General features: G+C 39.6%; 15 protein-coding genes and 1 pseudogene. 4 read left to right on the plus strand and 12 right to left on the minus strand.

Going from position 1 to position 19,267, the window contains the following annotated elements; translation table 11 throughout:
• Positions 1–32: 32 nt before the first annotated feature.
• From rdgB to ACXM0J_RS09200, 7 genes are all read right to left on the minus strand, one after another.
• Complete coding sequence (gene rdgB, locus ACXM0J_RS09170; protein WP_000106715.1) at positions 33–659, minus strand: RdgB/HAM1 family non-canonical purine NTP pyrophosphatase; 627 nt, start codon at positions 657–659, stop codon at positions 33–35.
• A gap of 175 nt (positions 660–834) precedes the next feature.
• Complete coding sequence (locus ACXM0J_RS09175; protein WP_005804213.1) at positions 835–1,422, minus strand: tetratricopeptide repeat protein; 588 nt, start codon at positions 1,420–1,422, stop codon at positions 835–837.
• The gene (metW, locus tag ACXM0J_RS09180) at positions 1,419–2,012 is read right to left on the minus strand and encodes a methionine biosynthesis protein MetW (RefSeq protein WP_001217230.1); all 594 of its coding nucleotides are present in this window, start codon (positions 2,010–2,012) and stop codon (positions 1,419–1,421) included. The genes ACXM0J_RS09175 and metW overlap by 4 nt, the downstream gene beginning before the upstream one ends.
• On the minus strand, positions 2,012–3,172 hold the full coding sequence (gene metX, locus ACXM0J_RS09185) for a homoserine O-succinyltransferase MetX (protein ID WP_002114709.1): 1,161 nt from the start codon (positions 3,170–3,172) through the stop codon (positions 2,012–2,014). Before metX ends, metW begins: the two co-directional genes overlap by 1 nt.
• An 83-nt stretch (positions 3,173–3,255) precedes the next feature.
• Positions 3,256–4,953, minus strand: a complete 1,698-nt coding sequence (gene leuA / locus ACXM0J_RS09190) for a 2-isopropylmalate synthase (RefSeq protein WP_046811427.1) — start codon at positions 4,951–4,953, stop codon at positions 3,256–3,258.
• A 457-nt stretch (positions 4,954–5,410) separates the two neighbouring features.
• The gene (locus tag ACXM0J_RS09195) at positions 5,411–6,094 is read right to left on the minus strand and encodes a Fe2+-dependent dioxygenase (RefSeq protein WP_086265045.1); all 684 of its coding nucleotides are present in this window, start codon (positions 6,092–6,094) and stop codon (positions 5,411–5,413) included.
• 104 nt (positions 6,095–6,198) lie between these two features.
• A complete protein-coding gene (locus ACXM0J_RS09200) occupies positions 6,199–8,430 on the minus strand; it encodes a TonB-dependent receptor (RefSeq protein ID WP_086265044.1) in 2,232 nt (743 codons plus the stop codon).
• 414 nt (positions 8,431–8,844) lie between these two features.
• On the opposite strand from ACXM0J_RS09200, the gene tig reads away from it, so the two are divergent.
• From tig to ACXM0J_RS09220, 4 genes are all read left to right on the plus strand, one after another.
• Positions 8,845–10,179 (plus strand): trigger factor, encoded by a 1,335-nt coding sequence (tig, locus tag ACXM0J_RS09205; RefSeq protein ID WP_002114878.1) that lies wholly within the window; start codon positions 8,845–8,847, stop codon positions 10,177–10,179.
• 193 nt (positions 10,180–10,372) lie between these two features.
• Complete coding sequence (clpP, locus tag ACXM0J_RS09210) at positions 10,373–10,978, plus strand: ATP-dependent Clp endopeptidase proteolytic subunit ClpP (protein ID WP_002114870.1); 606 nt, start codon at positions 10,373–10,375, stop codon at positions 10,976–10,978.
• Positions 10,979–11,083: 105 nt separating this feature from the next.
• The gene (gene clpX / locus ACXM0J_RS09215) at positions 11,084–12,397 is read left to right on the plus strand and encodes an ATP-dependent Clp protease ATP-binding subunit ClpX (RefSeq protein ID WP_002114726.1); all 1,314 of its coding nucleotides are present in this window, start codon (positions 11,084–11,086) and stop codon (positions 12,395–12,397) included.
• 151 nt (positions 12,398–12,548) lie between these two features.
• Positions 12,549–13,265 carry a DUF2846 domain-containing protein gene (locus ACXM0J_RS09220; protein WP_014208323.1) on the plus strand — a complete coding sequence of 239 codons (717 nt, stop codon included), beginning with the start codon at positions 12,549–12,551 and terminating at the stop codon, positions 13,263–13,265.
• Between the two features lie 24 nt (positions 13,266–13,289).
• Here ACXM0J_RS09220 and ACXM0J_RS09225 read toward each other — a convergent pair whose 3' ends face one another.
• The 5 genes and pseudogenes from ACXM0J_RS09225 to ACXM0J_RS09245 form a co-directional block, all read right to left on the minus strand.
• On the minus strand, positions 13,290–13,844 hold the full coding sequence (locus tag ACXM0J_RS09225) for a DUF2059 domain-containing protein (RefSeq protein WP_033849457.1): 555 nt from the start codon (positions 13,842–13,844) through the stop codon (positions 13,290–13,292).
• Positions 13,845–13,986: 142 nt separating this feature from the next.
• Positions 13,987–15,513: a fumarate hydratase gene (locus ACXM0J_RS09230; protein WP_002115045.1), complete on the minus strand. Its 1,527-nt coding sequence runs from the start codon at positions 15,511–15,513 to the stop codon at positions 13,987–13,989.
• 228 nt (positions 15,514–15,741) lie between these two features.
• A complete protein-coding gene (gene pta / locus ACXM0J_RS09235; RefSeq protein ID WP_086265043.1) occupies positions 15,742–17,886 on the minus strand; it encodes a phosphate acetyltransferase in 2,145 nt (714 codons plus the stop codon).
• A gap of 45 nt (positions 17,887–17,931) precedes the next feature.
• Positions 17,932–19,134: an acetate/propionate family kinase gene (locus tag ACXM0J_RS09240; RefSeq protein ID WP_005079149.1), complete on the minus strand. Its 1,203-nt coding sequence runs from the start codon at positions 19,132–19,134 to the stop codon at positions 17,932–17,934.
• Positions 19,116–19,235, minus strand: a pseudogene (locus ACXM0J_RS09245) (hypothetical protein). The gene ACXM0J_RS09240 and the pseudogene ACXM0J_RS09245 overlap by 19 nt, the downstream one beginning before the upstream one ends.
• Positions 19,236–19,267: the final 32 nt, after the last annotated feature.

Here is a 19,267-nt window from a genome sequence, read left to right on the forward strand (position 1 = left end):
TTAACGCTGCATATTGTGGCCATGTGATCAGCTTACTTCTGCAAGCTCTCTCTAAATAACTGCATCGCTTGTCCACGATGGCTAATCTTGTTTTTGTCTTCTTTAGACAATTCAGCGCTAGAAACTTGTAGCTCAGGCAACCAGAACAGTGGGTCATAACCAAAGCCATTTTCGCCACGTGGCGCTTCTAAAATTTCACCGTGCCAGATGCCTTGGAAAATTTGTGGTAATGGATCTTCAGCGTGAGTGACTAAAGCAAGTACACATACAAACATGCCTTCAATCGCTTCACCATTTTTACGAAATGGCAAAAGGTCATTTAATAATTTGGCATTGTTAGCTGCATCGTCACCATGCTCTCCAGCATAGCGTGCTGAGTAAATACCAGGTGCGCCGCCTAAGACTGGTACACAAATACCAGAGTCGTCAGCCATAGCAGGTTTACCTGAAATTTTAGAGGCATGACGAGCTTTAATAATGGCATTTTCAATAAAGCTTAAACCATCTTCAATTGCATCAGGAATATTAAGGCGACCTTGAGGAATAATTTCTACTGGTAACTTAAGCTGTTCAAAAAGTTTTTCAAACTCTGCGACTTTACCTTTATTATTGCTGGCAAGAACTAAACTGCCCTGATCAAACCAATGTGGGGTAGACATAATAAAACCAAACTTTATAGCTAATATCGAACAGCAGTTATGTTACGTGTTTTTTGGAAGGGGATATAGAGGAAAACAAATAGAATATAAAATGGGATAACCTAAACTAAAGCCACCTTGTACAGCATACAAGGTGGCTTTAGTCGAGTAAGGTTTTTTTACGGATGAACCGTTATTATTGTGCTTGAATCCATTTGTCCGCACGGTCACGAGCTGTACGGATTTGTTCTTGAGTTAAGTTCGCTGCTAGAGCAGTTTTCTTACCTTCAGATAGGCTAATCACTTTATTGTCGAGCATGCCATCACGAGTTGAAAGCTCATACCATTGGTAAGCACCAACGTAGTTTTTCTTTTGCTCTTCCATCATAGCAAGGTTATAGCTTGCACGGTTATCACCATTGCTTGCTGCTTTTTCAAAGTATTTACGAGCCATAGACTCATCTTTTTTAACACCAATACCATCGGCATACATGCGGCCTACGTTTAATTGTGCTGGCGATAAACCTTGATCAGCTGCTGCTTTAAACCATGCGAAAGCCTGTTTGTCATCTTTTGCTACGTCTTTACCATATTGATAGTGTGTACCAAGATAAAACTGTGCGCCTGCTTGACCAGCTTTTGCCGCTTTCTGAAGATCGTTAATCCCCATTGTTGAAAAACGTGCAGCCTGACTCGCAACCGATTGTGGCTGGGCGATATAATCTGCATGAGCCTGCATACTTAGCAGTCCTGCAAATAGTGTGCTAAATAATGTCTTTTTCATAGTGCACTCACTCGATAAATAGCGACTTCACCAAACAAATTCGGAACATGTTTGCTTAACAGGCTTCCCTGCTGATTTCCATTGACGGCGAGTCGATTAATAATTTGTATCTGATTTTCAGCACATAGTGCTTCGAAATCTTTAAATGTACATAAATGAATGTTGGGGGTGTTATACCACATATATGGTAGAGCATCCGATACAGGCATCATTCCTTTTAATGCAAGAAAAGAGCGAGTCTTCCAATGTGCAAAGTTTGGAAAAGTAATAATTGCCTGTTTACCCACACGCACCATGTCTCTTAATAAAACATCGGGTGCATCTACGGCTTGCAAAGCTTGTGCCATAACCACATAGTCAAAGGACTGGTCTGCAAAGCGGCTTAAGCCGAGATTCAAATCTTGTTGAATAATATTTAACCCGCGACTGACGGCAATTGCAATCTTTTCTTGATCAATTTCTAAACCATAAGCACGAATTTGATGCTTTTGGCTCATATGAGCGAGTAATTCACCGTCACCACACCCTAAATCGAGTACGCTTGAGCCGGGTTTAATCCACTTTTCTGCCAGTTGTTGATCAATACGCATTAGCTTGCCTCCAGTGACGTCGATTTCAAGTGTTCTTCACCGCCTAAGAAAGCGCGCATGGTTTTGACATACAGTGGAATCGGGAATAAGAAGGAGTCATGACCTTGTTCAGCATCAATGTCGAGATAACTTACTGGCTTATGATTGGTAATAAGCGCATCTACAATTTCTTGTGAGCGGCTTGGTGCAAAACGCCAGTCAGTTGTGAACGAGACAATCAAGAACTGGCATTTAGTTTTGCCCATCGCTTCAGTTAAAGAATGGCCGTATTCACGAGATGGGTCAAAGTAATCTAAAGCTTTAGTCATGATGAGATAGGTATTGGCATCAAAGTTACGGCTGAACTGTTCACCTTGATAACGTAGATAGCTTTCGACCTGAAACTCGACATCAAAACCGTACATAAATTTGCCAGATTTTAAATCACGTCCAAATTTTTGTTTCATGGCTTCTTCTGAAAGATAGGTGATATGACCAACCATACGAGCCAGAATTAGTCCGCGTTTCGGGTAACTATCATTTTCTAAATAACGGCCATGATGGAAATCTGGATCAGATAAGATTGACTGACGAGCAACCTCATTAAATGCAATATTCTGTGCTGAAAGCTTTGGTGCACTGGCAATAATCACACATTTTTGTAGGCGGTCAGGGTAGTCTACGGACCATTGTAGTGCTTGCATGCCTCCTAATGATCCACCGACCACTGCATACCAGACATCTACACCTAGACGGTCCGAAAGCATGGCTTGTGTTTTAACCCAGTCACGTACCGTTACTAATGGAAAATCAGGTCCGTAAGGACGGTTGTCGTTTTCAGGATTTGGTGAGGTCGGGCCAGTTGAGCCATTACAGCCACCAATATTATTTAGCGAAACTACAAAAAACTTATTCGTATCAATTGCCTTACCCGGGCCAATACAACTATCCCACCATCCAGCTTTTTTATCATCTTCGTGGTGATAACCCGCTGCATGATGATGTCCGGAAAGAGCGTGACAGATTAAAATTGCATTTGATTTATCAGCATTTAAAGTGCCGTAAGTTTCGACCATTAGTTCAAAACGTGGCAAAACACGATCACATTCAAGGTGTAATGGTTCTTCAAATTGGAACTTTTGCGGAGTGACTAACCCCACTGAATCAGCTGGAAAAGACACGGGAACATTTCGCCTTTTAAATCTTTCAGGAATAAAAAGAAAGGATACCAAGCTAGGTATCCTTTCCAAAGTCTTTTTTTTAATTAAACAGCGGCGGCAACAACCTGATCTGTACTTAAAACACCTTGATCAATCAAACGGTTGGTACACGCAATAATTGCTTCAATGGATGAGGTGACTGTATTGTCATGAACACCAGCACCAAATGAACCTTTACCTGTACCTTTTACTTGAAGCTCAATTAAGGTTAATGCTTTCGCATTTGCACCTGAACTAATACTACGTTCTTCATAGTTCAATACGTCAATTGGTAATTGAAGTGCATTTAAGAATGCAGAGATTGGCCCGTTACCTTCACCACGAAGCTGCTGTGTTTCACCTTCGACATCCACATCAAGTTCGATAATTTGAGTACCATTAATGTCAGATAATTTGTAGTTTTTAACTGTGTAATGATGGTTTTTCACATCAACATAAGTGTCTTTAAATAAGGTCCAGATTTCTTTAGCATTAATTTCTGTACCGTTCTCATCAGCATATTGTTGAACAACTTGACTGAACTCGATTTGCAAACGACGAGGTAATACAACGTTGTAGTTCGACTCTAATAAATACGCAATACCACCTTTACCAGACTGACTATTTACACGAATTACAGCATCATAGTCGCGGCCCAAATCTTTCGGGTCGATTGGTAAGTAAGGCATATCCCAGATTTCTTCATTTTTCTGGTATTCGAAGCCTTTTTTGATCGCATCCTGATGTGAACCGGAGAATGCAGTAAATACCAAGTCACCTGCATATGGATGACGAGGGTGTACAGGTAAACCAGTACATTCTTCAACCGTTGCAATCACTTCATTAATATTAGAAAAATCTAACTCTGGTGCTACACCTTGGGTATACATGTTCAATGCAATTGCTGCAACGTCAACGTTACCTGTACGTTCACCATTACCAAACACACAGCCTTCAACACGGTCAGCACCCGCCATAATGGCAAGTTCTGATGCAGCAATACCACAGCCGCGGTCATTGTGGCAGTGAACAGAAATGATTACGCCATCACGACGTGCCAAATTACGATGCATCCATTCAATTTGGTCTGCATAAACATTTGGTGTAGAAACCTCGACAGTCGCTGGCAAGTTTAAAATAACTTTATGATCTGGACGTGCATCCCAGATTTCTGTGACGGCATCACAGACATCTTTAGCGACTTCTAATTCAGTTGCAGAGAAACATTCTGGACTGTATTGGAAAATCCAGTCAGTTTGAGGATATTGAGCCGCATACTCTTTAACTTTTTGAGCAGCATTAATTGCTAATTGTTTTGCGCCATCAACATCTACATTCAACACCTTTTGACGGAAGGTTGGAGAGTTCGAGTTATAAATATGTACAATCGCTCGTTTAGCACCTGCCAAAGATTCAAAAGTACGTTCAATTAAATGGTCACGTGCTTGAACCAAAACCTCAATGTATACGTCATCAGGAATATGATTTTCTTCGATTAACATGCGAGTAAAATCGAAATCAATTTGAGATGCTGAAGGGAAACCGATTTCAATATGCTTAAAACCAATTTTCACAAGCATTTTGAACATTTTGAATTTTTGTTCCATGTTCATTGGTTCAAAAATTGCTTGGTTACCGTCACGTAAATCTGTACTCATCCAGATTGGCGCTTTTGTAATTTCTTTATTTGGCCATTGGCGATCTGGTAAATCCACACGCTGGTACATACGGCGGTATTTTTTGCTAGGGTCAGCCAACATCATGAGAAAACTCCTTGTCTCGTAGCGCGGTTGCTCTGGATATATTTAAAAGGCAACGTCTACAGTTATATATGGTATCTAATTCAGAAAAATTAAAGGTAATTTTGAAGTGCTGCTTTAAAAAGCAGACAAAATTTTTATACGCGCGCTTGGCGCAGCATCAGGAGTTGCAGATGATGTCTTGCTTGAGTAGGCTGGGCAAACAAGTAATTCGTTTTCATCTCTAGACCGTGAAATAATAAGTTTGGTGGTTTGCAAGTAATCTTGTTATTTAGATATATCATATCTAAACAATGATTACACCTTGTGCAAAATTCTTATCATAATTTTAGTTAAGTTGTTTAGAAAATAATTTTCTAATTTTGCGCCATTTTGTTTTTTGTGGGAAATAATTTTCATATTTTTGCCTTCTTAAGGTAAAAAAGATTAGTTGGTCTTAAAAAGGCAAAAATAAATATAGTTACAGATCAGCCCATTTGCGCATGAGATTGTGGTAAAGGTTGGTCAGTTTCATTACTTCACTATGATTATCACCTAGTTGCATTCTTAGGTTTTGTACTGTTTGATCTAGATTAAAAAGCATATGTCGTTCAGCATCATCACGCACCATACTTTGCACCCAGAAAAAAGAAGCAATACGACAGCCAGAAGTAACTGTAGTCACTTCATGCAAGCTAGTAGATGGATATAAAATCATATCTCCTGCTGGGAGTTTGACTTCGTGATAACCATAAGTGTCTTCTACGACCAGATCACCACCTTCATATTCTTCAGGTTCGCTTAAAAATAAAGTGCATGACAAATCTGTTCTAAGCCGTTCATTCGTACCACGTATGCGTCGGATAGAATTATCTACATGAAAACCAAAAGACTCCTGATTTTCATAACGATTAAAAAGAGGTGGGATGATATCAAGGGGAATTGCAGCAGATAAAAATAAAGGGTGTGTGCCTAGTGCCTCAAGAATAATATTGCTGAGATGGTGAGTAAGAGGGTGATCTTCAGGTAGTTGCTGATTACGTTTTACAGTTGCAGAGAGTGTACCAGCGGTTACTTTGCCATTGACCCATTCAATTTTATCCATTTCATTACGAAAATATTGGACCTGCTCTTTACTCAAGACATTAGGAATATGATGGATCACGGTGATACCTGCGAGTAATAATAGTAGAAAATTAAAATAGCCTCTAGTAAGAGAGGCTATTTTATATCAGAAACCATAAAAATATTATGGGATTCTAGGTTAACTTAGTATTTAAAGTTAACTGCTAGAACTGCACTACGGCCTTCTGCTTCTGTTGCATAGTGAGAAGCATAAGCTTTAGTGAAATAACGCTTATCAGATAGGTTGTTGATATTCAATTGAAGATCAACATTTTTATTTACGTTGTAACGAGCCATTGCATCATAACGTACGTAAGATGGAACCCATTTAATATTTGCTACATCACCATATACTTTGTCAGAGTAAACAGCACCAGCACCTACCGTCAATTGTGGAAGTACTTTATAGGTAGTCCATAACGTAGCGGCTTGCTTAGGTACGTTTGGCATTTGGTTGCCATTATAAATGGATTGATCAGTACATTTTCCGCTACGGCAAGATTTACCATTTTTGGTTAATTCACTGTCTAAATAAGTGTAGCCAGCTGAAATATTCCACTTATCAGTAATTTCACCATTTAAGCCTAGCTCAAAACCATCAACTTTACTTTCACCTACATTTGCATAAGTCGTTGGGTCGATTTGTACACGAGTATTTTGCTTTTCAGTACGGAAAATAGCAGCTGTTAAATTCAGGTGATTATCTAGGAAATCCCATTTCGTACCGATTTCAAATGTTTGCGCCTCTTCTGGATCAATCATTTGATTATTGGCATTAATTGTTTCGCTATTATCACCCCAACCTGCATTTAAGCCGACTGGACTAGCAGAGGTTGCATAGCTTGTATAAATTGAGCCATTCTCTGTTGGTTTAAAAGTAATACCCGCTTGATAGGTCACGAAATCCGAATCATTTTTTGCTGTATATGCTGCTGCACTAGAAGTCGCTAAGAAGTTTTGTTCAGCTTCATACTTATCCCAACGCAGGCCAAGATCTAATAACCATTTTGGTGTGATCTCAATATTGTCGAGTAAGTAGACAGAAGTACTTTCTACAGTTGCGTCAAAGTCGGGGCGTGCTTGTAAACGGTCAACAAATGGCTTTTGAGTTGGACCATTGAGCGAGGTACACCAATTTGTTGATAAGTCTGAACAATCGCTATAGAAGCCAGTACTAGAAACATTACCTTTGGCATCAATAATGTTATAGCCGCCTTTATCAGTTTTTTGTTTGCTGTACTCTGCTCCTACATTAAATCTGTGCTTTAAGAAGCCAGTATCAAATTTACCTGTAAGTGCTAATTGATCGGTAAATGTCTCACTATCTGTAATAGCTGAGTTCAAACGATGCCAAACAAGACCTTTGCCAACATTTCCTTTTGAGTCATCTGGATTTGTCCAGACATAATCATTTTTTGATTTGGCATACATGGCCGTATTAGTAATAGTTATATTGTCGGTAAGGTCGTGTTCTAATTTAATTGTACCGATGTGATTTTCTTGCTTTTGAAAATCTCGATCTTTCCAGCCGTAATATGTACCTTGCTTGACTTCAGCCGGTTTACCTTGAGCTTTTCCAAGAGATGAATCCCAGTAAGGAATACCTGAATCAGGTTTATCATCAGTTTGTAAATAATAGTAGCTCAAAGTTGCACGTGTCGGTGTATCTAAGCCAAAAGTAATACTTGGTGCAATACCAACACGTTTATATTCAGCCCCATTACTTTGGCCAGCCTTTTCATTTTGATGTCCCAAAACAGCTACACGTGCTGCAATGCCATTTCCAAAATCTTTATTGCCATCTAGAGTGATACGTTGGTAGTTATCAGTACCAGCGGCTACTGAGCCTTCTAGGAAATCACCCTTTTTAGCTACCTTGGAAATCATATTGATGCTGCCACCAACTGAACCTGCACCACCCATTGCTGATGCAGACCCTTTGGTTACCTCTACTTGCTCGACCGCAAACATTTCACGGTTTTGTGAGGTAGAGTTGCGGATACCATCAATATACATAGAGCTTTCTGAACTATAACCACGGATAAAAGGTCGGTCACCATTGGGATTGCCGCCTTCACCTGCACCTAAAGTAATGCCAGGAACAGTACGCAATGCATCTGCTAAAGTTGTTACTTTTGTATCTTCAATAAGTTGTTTTGAAATAACTGAAACTGATTTAGGAGTATCTAGAAGGGGAGCTACGAATTTAGAGTTTGCAGACTGATCTACTTTTAAAGATTCTTCTTGAGTCGCTTTAGCATGAATTGTTGGTAATTGTGAAACTGCTTCTTGCGCGATGGCTGTTGTTGCAATCATTGATAGCGATGAAGCTATTGCAGAAGAAACAATTTTTTTACGTGTTCTAATCAAAGACATAACTTCAGGACTCTAAAACTAAAAGGTTATGCGAATAATAATAATTCTTATTTATATGTACAGTTTGTGTTAATTGGATTTGCCAATTGAATTATGAAGAGAAAATGAATAATTGAATGGTAAATTGTACTTTTATGTAGCTAATCTACTGATTATTGGTAATTGTTTATTAAAGCGATTAAATTCAAAGTTTAATTGTAATTTTAGATTTATAAAGAATAACTAAAAAATTAGTTTTACTTAAGTACTTATGAAAAATATTTAAAGAATCATAAAATTACTGTGAAATTTACTAGAATAATGTCCTTCACTTACATGAAGTGATCGGTTAATTTTGTATATCTTGAAAGTTGTCATATAATACAGCACTTTTTTAAAAACTGTTCCTACTAACTAATTTTTATCGAGGAAGCCATGCAAGTAACGACTGAAGCGGTTTCGGGCGTTGCCCGTCGTTTAAATGTGTCTGTACCGACGAGCCGTATTAACGAGCAATTTGAAGCTCGTTTGAAGCGCACTGCCAAAACTGTGAAGATCAACGGCTTCCGTCCAGGTAAAGTACCTGAAAACGTTGTTCGTCGCGAATACGGTGCAAGCATTTATCAAGAAGTTGTAAATGACATCATTCGTGATAGCGTTTTTGAAGCAATTCAACAAGAAAAAATCAATGCGGTAGGTATGCCGAACATTGAGAAAGTTGAACATAAAGAAGATGCTTTAGTTTTTGAAGCAACTGTAGAAGTTTATCCAGAAGTTGAAGTAAAAGCATTTGACGGCTTAGAAGTTGAACGTAAATCAGCTGAAATCAAAGACGCTGACGTTGACGCTATGATCGAAAACTTGCAAAAACAACGTCAAACTTGGGCTGTAACCAAGGGTATGGCGAAAAAAGACATGCAAGTGACTTTTGACTTTGAAGGCACTATCGATGGTGAGAAGTTTGAAGGCGGTTCTGCTGAAGACTTTAAACTTGTGTTAGGTTCAGGTCGTATGATCCCTGGCTTCGAAGATGGCATCATTGGCATGAAAGCTGGTGAAGAGAAAGTAATTGACGTTACTTTCCCTGAAGATTACCAAGCTGAAAACTTAGCTGGAAAAGCAGCTCAGTTCAAAATCACTGTGAAGCAAGTTGAAAAATCTAAACTTCCAGAAATTGATGCTGAATTCTTAAAAATCTTCGGTGTAACTGAAGAGGAAGGCGTTGAGAAGTTAAAAGCTGACGTTCGTAAGAATATGGAACGTGAAGTTCGCAATGGTTTACGTAACCAAGTTAAACAAGCTGCTTTTGATGCTCTTGTTGCTGCGAATGAAGTTGAAGTTCCAACTGCAATGGTTGCTCAAGAAATTGACCGTCAACGTCAACAAATGGTTCAACAGTTCACTCAACAATTTGGTGGTGCAGGCGCGCAATCTTTTGACAAGAGCATGCTTCCTGACGAATTGTTCAAAGAACAAGCAGAGCGTTCTGTTAAGCTTGGCGTATTGGTAAGCAAAGTTTTAGCTGATGCTAAACTTGAAGTTGATCAAGCTCGCGTTGATGCTTACATTGACGACATGGCTTCTTCTTACGAAGATCCAACTGAAGTGATTGAATACTTCAAAAATGATGCTCAACAACGTGCTCAAATCGAAGCAGTTGTATTAGAAGATCAAGTTGTTGATCACATTTTAGCTGGTGCTAAAGTGACTGACAAAGCTGTATCTTATGATGACTTATTGAAAGAACAACAAGCTCGCCGTATGGGCTAATCTTTTAAGAAGTCAGAAAAAGGCGCCGAAGGCGCCTTTTTTGTTTTTCATTATGTGGTCAATTTGAGTGCGGCATTAAGTACTTAGGTATAAATAATATAATATTTCAGTGCGAACCTTTTGCAATTTGAGAAATTATCCCGCATATTGTTGCCATAGGTTAAGTCACAAAAAATTTAGGAATAAATAACGTATGTATGTTCCAACAATTGAAAATGCTTTAGTTCCTGTTGTGGTTGAACAATCTTCTCGCGGCGAACGTTCTTTTGATATTTATTCACGACTTTTACGTGAGCGCGTCATTTTTTTGACAGGTGAAGTTGAAGATAACATGGCAAATCTGATTGTTGCCCAAATGTTGTTTTTAGAAGCTGAAAATCCTGATAAAGATATCCACCTTTATATCAACTCTCCAGGTGGATCTGTGACAGCGGGTATGGCTATTTATGACACGATGCAGTTTATTAAGCCTGATGTTGTGACATATTGTATGGGTCAAGCTGCTTCAATGGGTGCATTCTTATTAAATGCGGGTGCTAAAGGCAAACGCTATTGTTTAGAAAATGCCCGTGTCATGATTCATCAACCATTGGGTGGTTTCCGTGGTCAAGCATCGGATATTGAAATCCATGCGCGTGAAATTCTCTTTATTAAAGAGCGCTTGAACCGCTTAATGGCAGAGCATAGTGGTCAAGACTATGAAACCGTTGCTCGTGATACTGACCGTGATAACTTTATGACAGCCCAAGCTGCTAAAGAATATGGTCTGGTTGATCAGGTGTTAAGTAAGCGTCCATAAGGACCTTCTTATATAAATAACTTGAGATGTTGAAAAAGATCTCCATTTAGTTATTTATGCAGTGCATCTTGCCCTAATATTTAAGATTCTATTTGTGGAGTGAATATGTCCGAACATCCTCAAGGACAAAAACATTGTTCATTTTGCGGTAAAACGCAGTCTGAAGTCGGGAAACTGATTGCAGGTGAGGACGCATATATTTGTAATGAATGTGTGGATGTCTGCTTAGACCTTGTACAAACCAGCCAACAGGTTGAAGCAGGTGACTGGGCGAGTAAGGCATTGCCAAAACCACATGAAATACGTGCTGCGCTTGATCAATACGTTATTGGTCAAGATCTTGCCAAAAAGACATTATCTGTTGCGGTTTATAACCATTATAAACGCTTAAAAGTTGGTCATAATGGCCATGTGTCTAAAGAAGTAGAAATTGCTAAAAGTAATATCTTACTGATTGGACCTACTGGCTCAGGTAAAACTTTACTTGCGCAAACATTAGCTCGCCTTTTAGATGTTCCATTTGCGATGGCAGATGCAACAACATTAACCGAAGCTGGTTATGTGGGTGAAGATGTTGAAAATATTGTGCAAAAGCTTTTGCAAAAAGCAGACTACGATGTAGAGAAGGCTCAGAAGGGCATTATCTATATTGATGAGATTGATAAGATTACTCGTAAATCTGAAAATCCATCAATTACGCGTGATGTGTCTGGTGAAGGTGTACAACAAGCATTATTAAAAATGATTGAAGGTACAGTTGCTTCGATTCCGCCTCAAGGTGGTCGTAAGCATCCACAGCAAGAGTTTATCCAAATTGACACCTCAAATATCTTATTTATTTGTGGTGGTGCATTTTCTGGTTTGGAAAAAATTGTACAACAGCGTCAAGAGAAAGGCGGTATTGGTTTTACAGCTGATGTTAAAAACAAAGATGAAACCAAAAAGCTTGCTGAATTGTTCCGTCAGGTTGAGCCAACTGACTTAGTGAAATTTGGTTTGATTCCAGAATTCATTGGTCGTTTACCAGTGATTGCTACACTTGAAGAGCTAGACGAAGAAGCTTTAATGCAAATTTTGACTGAGCCAAAAAATGCATTAACACGCCAGTATCAATATCTTTTCACTATGGAAAATGTTGATCTGATCTTTGAAGACTCTGCATTACGTGCTGTTGCTAAAAAAGCGCTTGAACGTAATACGGGTGCGCGTGGTCTGCGTTCTATTATGGAAAACGTACTGCTTGAAACTATGTATGATTTACCAAGTCGTACAGATGTTGGAACAGTCATTATCAATGAAGCAGTTATTAATGGTGAAGCAGAACCTGTTTATCAGGCTGAACGCCAACCTAAAGAAGCTGCAACGCATGAAAGTGTTGCTAAGGCAGATTTAAAGGTTATTGATTCGAAGTCTGCATAGATTTCATTCATCTAAAAAGCATGAATCGCGCTTGTGATTCATGCTTTTTTTGTTTTCAATTTATATGGGTAGTGTTAATCTTAAAATACAAAATACGCATAGTTTTGCGGTGTAAAAAATAAATCAAAAACAAAACGCTTTGAGGGATGCCATGCGTTATTTAATCGTATCTTTGTGCTGTGCCGGGCTATTTGTAGGCTGTCAAAGTTCATCTCATTTAGAAAAAAATCCGAGTGAATTAACCGCGACTCTACCTAAAGTTGATGTTGAAAAAGAACCAGGTTTATTAGATCAATATCATTTAGGCGGTTTTACTGTGGGAGGGTGGGTCAACCAAAAATTGGGTCAGACTTTTGCTCCAATCAAACCACAAAATGAACAGGCTGCTGTAGTTTATCTATATCGACCGGACACAAAATGGAATCGTCAGGAAATTGCAGCTATTAATCTCTTTGTGAATGGTAAGCGCATTCCGAGTCTATTACATAATCATTATTACTGGATTGAGTTACCAGCAGGAACGTATCGTCTTTCAGCAAGTCGCCCTTTACTTGGTATCCATTTTCAAGAACCAAAATATATTGATATTACTGTTGAGGCAGGAACGTCTTATTATTTGAAATATGATGAAGAAAATAAAATGGACCGAAGTGAACATACTGGTCCATTTATGTTAATGCAAGACAATATTGGACGTAGAGAGATAGCATTTACCGAGCTTAAATCTTCTAGCTACAACTTTGTTGCTGAAGATACTTCAGGAAAGATCCGTCATAAACCACAAGAATTAAAGCCAGCCAAATATGATGAGAAATCAGATGTACATCTGATTAAACCATTTAAATTATGGAATCCTTTAACTTGGTAATGAGCTGCAAAAGATAAAGAAAAGTTAAGACTTTTCTTTATCTTTCATGAGTGGTGCAAGAATTTTAAGCATTTCTTCTTGCATATGATCTCGTGCTTTAGGGTCATTAAACGTTTGCTGTCCCAACTCCATCATATATTCTGAAATTTGTCCCATAATCTGTACGTTCTTGCGTGTAATTGATTGGCCTTCTGGGGTTTTTAAAAATTTCAGATTAGCCTGAATTTCCTCTTCAGTATAAGTCTTTAGGTAAATATCCTGTAAGGCTTGGGTGGTTTTTGGGTTGCTAATGAGCTGATTGCTCGAATCTTTTAAGAGAGAACCTAACTTCTTCGCGGCCTCTTTTTCTTTTGGACCTAAAGTTTTGATACCCGTGATATTACTAACGATCTGTTCTGCCTGTTGATCATAGTAAGGCGTTAATTCATCAATTGATTCTTTAAGCAGGTAATCAATTTGGCTCATTTGCATGAGTTCTTTAACTGAACTTAACTTGGCAGGAGAGGCAAACAAGCTTGTGGTAATACAGCTTAGACAAAGGCTGATTGAGAGATTTTTAAGAATAGGGCGAATAGTCATGAAATGACCTATATTCAATATTTGGCGAGAGGGTGCTTTCATTAATAGCACAGATTGACAAAGTAATTGTTACAATTCTTTTCAGATTTTAAAATAAAAAAAGAAGGCATAAAAAAAGCACCGAATTCGGTGCTTTTCTTGATTAGCCAGCTGCTGCATCGACTACTGGAATTTTTCCAATTTTCGCTTGCCAGATTTTTGGAGCTACTGCGTGAATTGAAGTACCGTTTACATCAACTGCAACAGAAACAGGCATATCTTCAACTACGAATTTGTAGATGGCTTCCATACCTAAGTCTGCAAACGCAACAACTTCAGCTTCGCGAACAGCTTTAGATACGAGGTAAGCTGCACCACCAACTGCCATTAAGTAAGTTGCTTTGTTGTCTTTGATTGCTTCAATTGCTGTAGGACCACGATCAGCTTTACCGATCATACCGAATAGGCCAGTATGTTCTAATACTTTACGTGTGAATTTATCCATACGTGTTGCAGTTGTAGGGCCAGCAGGACCAACAACTTCATCACCCACTGGATCAACAGGGCCAACGTAGTAAATAAACTTACCTTTAAGATCAACTGGTAATTCTTCACCATTGTCGATCATTTCAACCATACGTTTGTGCGCAGCATCACGACCTGTGTACATTGTTCCGCTAAGAAGTAATGTGTCACCTGGTTTCCAAGAATCCATTTCTTCTTGAGTAATGGTATCAAGGTTTACACGTTTAGACTGTGAAGAGTCCCAAGTTACAGATGGGTAGTCTTCAAGTTTTGGTGCTTGAATATGAGCTACACCTGTACCATCAAGCTGGAAGTGAGCATGACGAGTAGCAGCACAGTTAGGAATCATACCTACTGGTTTACCAGCAGCATGACATGGGTAATCTTTAATCTTAATATCAAGAACAGTCGTTAAACCACCGAGACCTTGTGCACCAATACCAAGTGCGTTTACTTTTTCAAAGATTTCGATACGAAGCTCTTCGATTTTGTTCTCTGGTCCACGGCGAAGTAATTCGTCCATATTGATTTCTTCCATGAGTGCTTCTTTAGCAAGCATCATGGCTTTTTCAGCAGTACCACCAATACCAATACCGAGCATACCAGGAGGACACCAGCCTGCACCCATAGTTGGAACGGTTTTAAGTACCCAGTCAACAATCGAGTCAGATGGGTTAAGCATCGCAAGTTTAGATTTGTTTTCTGAACCGCCACCTTTAGCAGCAACAGTAATATCTACTTTATTACCCGGAACGAGTTTGTAATGAATTACAGCAGGGGTATTATCTTTTGTGTTTTTACGACCAAATGCAGGGTCAGCAAGTACAGATGCACGAAGAACGTTGCTGTTTTCAAGGTAACCTTGGCGAACACCTTCATTTACTGCATCGTCTAAGCTCATCGTTAAATCAAATTTAACATCTAAGCCCACTTCAAGGAAAACGTTAACAATACCAGTATCTTGGCAAATTGGACGATGACCTTCCGCACACATGCGAGAGTTAATTAGAATCTGTGCAATTGCATCCTTTGCGGCTTTGTTTTCTTCGCGATCATAAGCACGGCTCATCGCTTGGATAAAGTCTTGCGGGTGATAGTACGAAATAAACTGTAGGGCGTCCTTGATCGATGTAATCAAGTCATCTTGTTTGATAATCGTTGTCATACCAGAAAATCTCTTGAGCGGGCTGTTAGCTAGCGGGCTAAATTATATGACAAAAAGACAGTGTTGTGGGAGATTGGTTGATCTTTTGACCGAAAGTCGCATAAGAACATATTGATGTGATTTAAAAGAGACAGATCGGAAAATTATTTATTTTTGAATGATTAAAATAAAAAAAAGCCATTTGAGCGGACATCAAATGGCGAGAGGTAGTAAAGGTGAATTTATTAATTATTTGGCAGCGGCTTGCTGTTCTGCCTGAATTGCCGTTAACGCAATGGTAAAGACGATGTCATCTACCAATGCTCCACGAGACAAGTCATTGACTGGTTTGTTGAGGCCTTGCAGCATTGGACCTACACTGACTACATTTGCAGCACGTTGTACCGCCTTATAAGTTGTGTTGCCTGTATTTAAGTCTGGGAAAATAAATACATTTGCGCGGCCAGCAACGCGTGAGTCTGGTGCCTTTTGACGTCCTACGCTTTCAACTGAAGCTGCATCGTATTGAAGTGGACCATCAATCAGTAAGTCAGGACGACGTTGTTGAGCAATTTGAGTTGCTTGCTGTACTTTTTCAACATCAGCGCCTGTTCCGGAAGTACCAGTTGAGTAGCTGATCATGGCAATACGCGGATCAATTCCAAAAGCTTTAGCCGAATCAGCAGACTGAATTGCAATTTCAGCAAGTTGTTCTGCGGTTGGATCTGGATTAATCGCACAGTCGCCATATACATAAACTTCATCTGGCAAAAGCATAAAGAATATTGATGAAACCAGTGAATATTCAGGTGCTGTCTTGATGAGCTGGAATGCTGGGCGAACCGTATTCGCTGTGGTGTGTACCGCACCTGAAACTAAACCGTCGACTTGATCTAAGGCTAACATCATGGTGCCAAGCACTACGGTATCTTGAAGTTGTTCTTTCGCTTGAAGCTCGTTGAGTTTACCTTTACGTAGCTCAACCATTGGTGCAACGTATTGGTTACGAATACTATCAGGGTCGACAATTGCCAATTCAGCAGGTAATTCAATACCGCGTGCTTTTGCAACATCGTGCACAGCATCTGGTTTAGCTAACAAAATACAGTCAGCAATACCACGTGCCTGACAAATTGCGGCAGCTTGAATGGTGCGTGGTTCATCACCTTCAGGTAGTACAATCCGTTTTTTAGCTGCAATTGATTTTTGCACCAATTCATGACGGAAAGCCGATGGCGACAGGCGAGGGGTAGCGGCATTGTTGCTGTGCTGTTTAAGCCATTCAACATCAATATGACTTGAAACAAATCGGGTCACTTGTTCGGCACGCTCAGTGTCATCGGTTGGAATCTCATTACCAAAATTAGATAAACGCTGAGCAGTTTCAAGTGTGTTTAAACGGGTATGTAAAATCGGTAACCCTTGTTTAATTGCACTTTGACAAAATTCTAAAAGCTCTGGTGCTGGCGCTTCTCTTTCGGTAAGGACCAAACCTGCCAGAGGTATACCGTTGCTGGTTGCTAAACTACTTGCAAGTAAAACGTCGGTACGCTCAGATGCGCTAATAATTAATTCGCCTGCAATAAACTTATTCAGTTCATATTCAATGCTTGAAGCAATTAAACTTGAATGCAAAATACGACGTGTTTTAGCTTCACCTTGATGTAGCCATTGCCCATCAATAACGCTGGCAATATCAAGTGTTCTTGGCACGCTCAGTGTATTGCTAAAAGGAACTAAACCAATAATCGGTAAATCGCTAGAGCCGAAATAACGATTATATTTTTGCAACTCACTTGTAAATTTTGCGATTTCTTCAGTTGGTCGTAACGATGGATCAAACGCAACAGGAATTTGTGCTGTTTCTTCGGTTAATCCACGGGTACGCATAAACAGTACGCCAGCAGTACGATTTGATGTGGCACCACCAAACTGACGTAAATGAGCATCTACTTTTTCTGCTGCTTTTTTCGGGTTTTGAATATCTGCTGTGCTGACCAGCACGACTTCTGCATCAAGTGCTTGTGCAAGACTTGCGTTGAGCTCACTGGCAAAATGGTCTTGTCCGTTTGGTAATAAGCCTTCCACAATAATGACATCATGGTCTGCTGCAACACTACGATGAAGGCTAACCGCTTCTTCAAGTAATTCATCTACTTCCCCAGCGGCAATAAGCTGAGTTAATTTTTCATGCGAAATAGATTGAACGGTTTTACTTTGAAATAAATGACCAAATAATGAAGTTGTTCGGTCAAGATGCTCTTGGTCTTCTTGAGAAAATGGTTTTAAAAAGCCAGCTTTAATCCCGTTGCAATCAAGTGCGTAAATCATGCCTAAACAGGCAGAGGTTAAGCCAACCCCTTCGCCTGTAGGAATCAATAAAATTGTATTCATATAAACCTATAAATAAACGAATATCGAGTTTTCGCTAAGCTCTAATTAGGCAAGGCTTGCTACAGATGCTGTATTTTCTGCCGCTTCAACAACTTGACGAGTTTCTTTGGCAATACGGCCTTCTTCGTCTGTAGGAATGACCCAAATTTGAGGGCCTGTTCCATTGTCGATTCGCCCTTCAGTACCACGCTTTAAGTTATTGTTTTGATCTTTATCAAGCTGCAAACCAAAATGAGGTAAATAAGCTAAAGTTTTTTCACGAATATAAGCTGAGTTTTCACCAATACCACCCGTGAAGATTAGACCGTCTAAAGTTGGTAAACCACAGCTTAATGCAGCAAGTGATTTTGCAAGGCGATAGCTAAAGACTTCAATTGCAAGACAAGCATCTTCATTACCATTTTCAGCAGCTTCAATCACTGTACGCATGTCGTTAGACAATTGCGATAAGCCAAGTAAGCCACTTTCGTTATTTAAAACTTTATCAATTTTTGCTAAATCCCAACCGAGGTTTTTGGCAAGAAAGCTGTGTAAGCTTGGATCAACGTCACCACTACGCGTTCCCATTACCACACCTTCAAGTGGAGTAAGACCCATAGAGGTATCAACACTTTGTCCATTCCATACTGCGCAAGTTGAACTGCCGTTTCCTAGGTGCGCTGTTAACCATCCACCCTTTTTCAGGTTACCTGCTAGCTCACTCGCTTTGTCAGATACATAAGCATGGCTTGTACCATGGAAGCCATAACGGCGGACGTTGTGGTCAGTATATAAAAATTTAGGAATTGCATAACGATATGCATGCGGTGGCATGGTTTGGTGGAATGCAGTGTCAAATACGGCAACTTGAGGTAATTCAGGGAATAGACGTACGGTTGCATCAATACCAATTAAATGTGCTGGGTTATGAAGTGGGGCTAAAGGTGTCGCAGCACGAATACGTTCAATAATTTCAGGAGTGAGTAATTCTGCTTTGGTTAAACTACCACCGTGTACAACACGATGTCCGATTGCTTGCGGTTTGTAGTTGGCAAGACGTGCAAGTAAAGTTTCTAAAGCTTTGGCATGGTCAGCATAAGGGATTGATAGTTCAAGTGGTTCACCACCTACTGTAATTCCCTTAATACGAGCATCAGCTGCCCCCAAGTTTTCTGCTAAACCGTAAATACGATCTTCACGACGCTCTGAAACCAGTGCGTATTTAATAGATGAAGAGCCGCAATTGATAACTAATACTGATGTAGCCACGTTGAAATACCCAAGTCCTGATTTAAAATAGTTTTCCTAACTTCCTATTCAAGATGTATTATTTTTTGATACATATTGAACGGGTTGTCATGTTTTAGCATGTGTTGTTTTTCTGTCCAAGATAGACTTTAGC

This window comes from Acinetobacter sp. GRABPA_MV_2 (assembly GCF_056725885.1).

Bases quoted from the DNA above. Each gene is read 5' to 3' on its own strand.
- rdgB (WP_000106715.1), bottom strand. From the start codon at position 659: ATGTCTACCCCACATTGGTTTGATCAGGGCAGTTTAGTTCTTGCCAGC.
- ACXM0J_RS09175 (WP_005804213.1), bottom strand. From the start codon at position 1,422: ATGAAAAAGACATTATTTAGCACACTATTTGCAGGACTGCTAAGTATG.
- metW (WP_001217230.1), bottom strand. From the start codon at position 2,012: ATGCGTATTGATCAACAACTGGCAGAAAAGTGGATTAAACCCGGCTCA.
- leuA (WP_046811427.1), bottom strand. From the start codon at position 4,953: ATGATGTTGGCTGACCCTAGCAAAAAATACCGCCGTATGTACCAGCGT.
- ACXM0J_RS09200 (WP_086265044.1), bottom strand. From the start codon at position 8,430: ATGTCTTTGATTAGAACACGTAAAAAAATTGTTTCTTCTGCAATAGCT.
- tig (WP_002114878.1), top strand. From the start codon at position 8,845: ATGCAAGTAACGACTGAAGCGGTTTCGGGCGTTGCCCGTCGTTTAAAT.
- clpP (WP_002114870.1), top strand. From the start codon at position 10,373: ATGTATGTTCCAACAATTGAAAATGCTTTAGTTCCTGTTGTGGTTGAA.
- clpX (WP_002114726.1), top strand. From the start codon at position 11,084: ATGTCCGAACATCCTCAAGGACAAAAACATTGTTCATTTTGCGGTAAA.
- ACXM0J_RS09220 (WP_014208323.1), top strand. From the start codon at position 12,549: ATGCGTTATTTAATCGTATCTTTGTGCTGTGCCGGGCTATTTGTAGGC.
- ACXM0J_RS09225 (WP_033849457.1), bottom strand. From the start codon at position 13,844: ATGACTATTCGCCCTATTCTTAAAAATCTCTCAATCAGCCTTTGTCTA.
- ACXM0J_RS09230 (WP_002115045.1), bottom strand. From the start codon at position 15,513: ATGACAACGATTATCAAACAAGATGACTTGATTACATCGATCAAGGAC.
- pta (WP_086265043.1), bottom strand. From the start codon at position 17,886: ATGAATACAATTTTATTGATTCCTACAGGCGAAGGGGTTGGCTTAACC.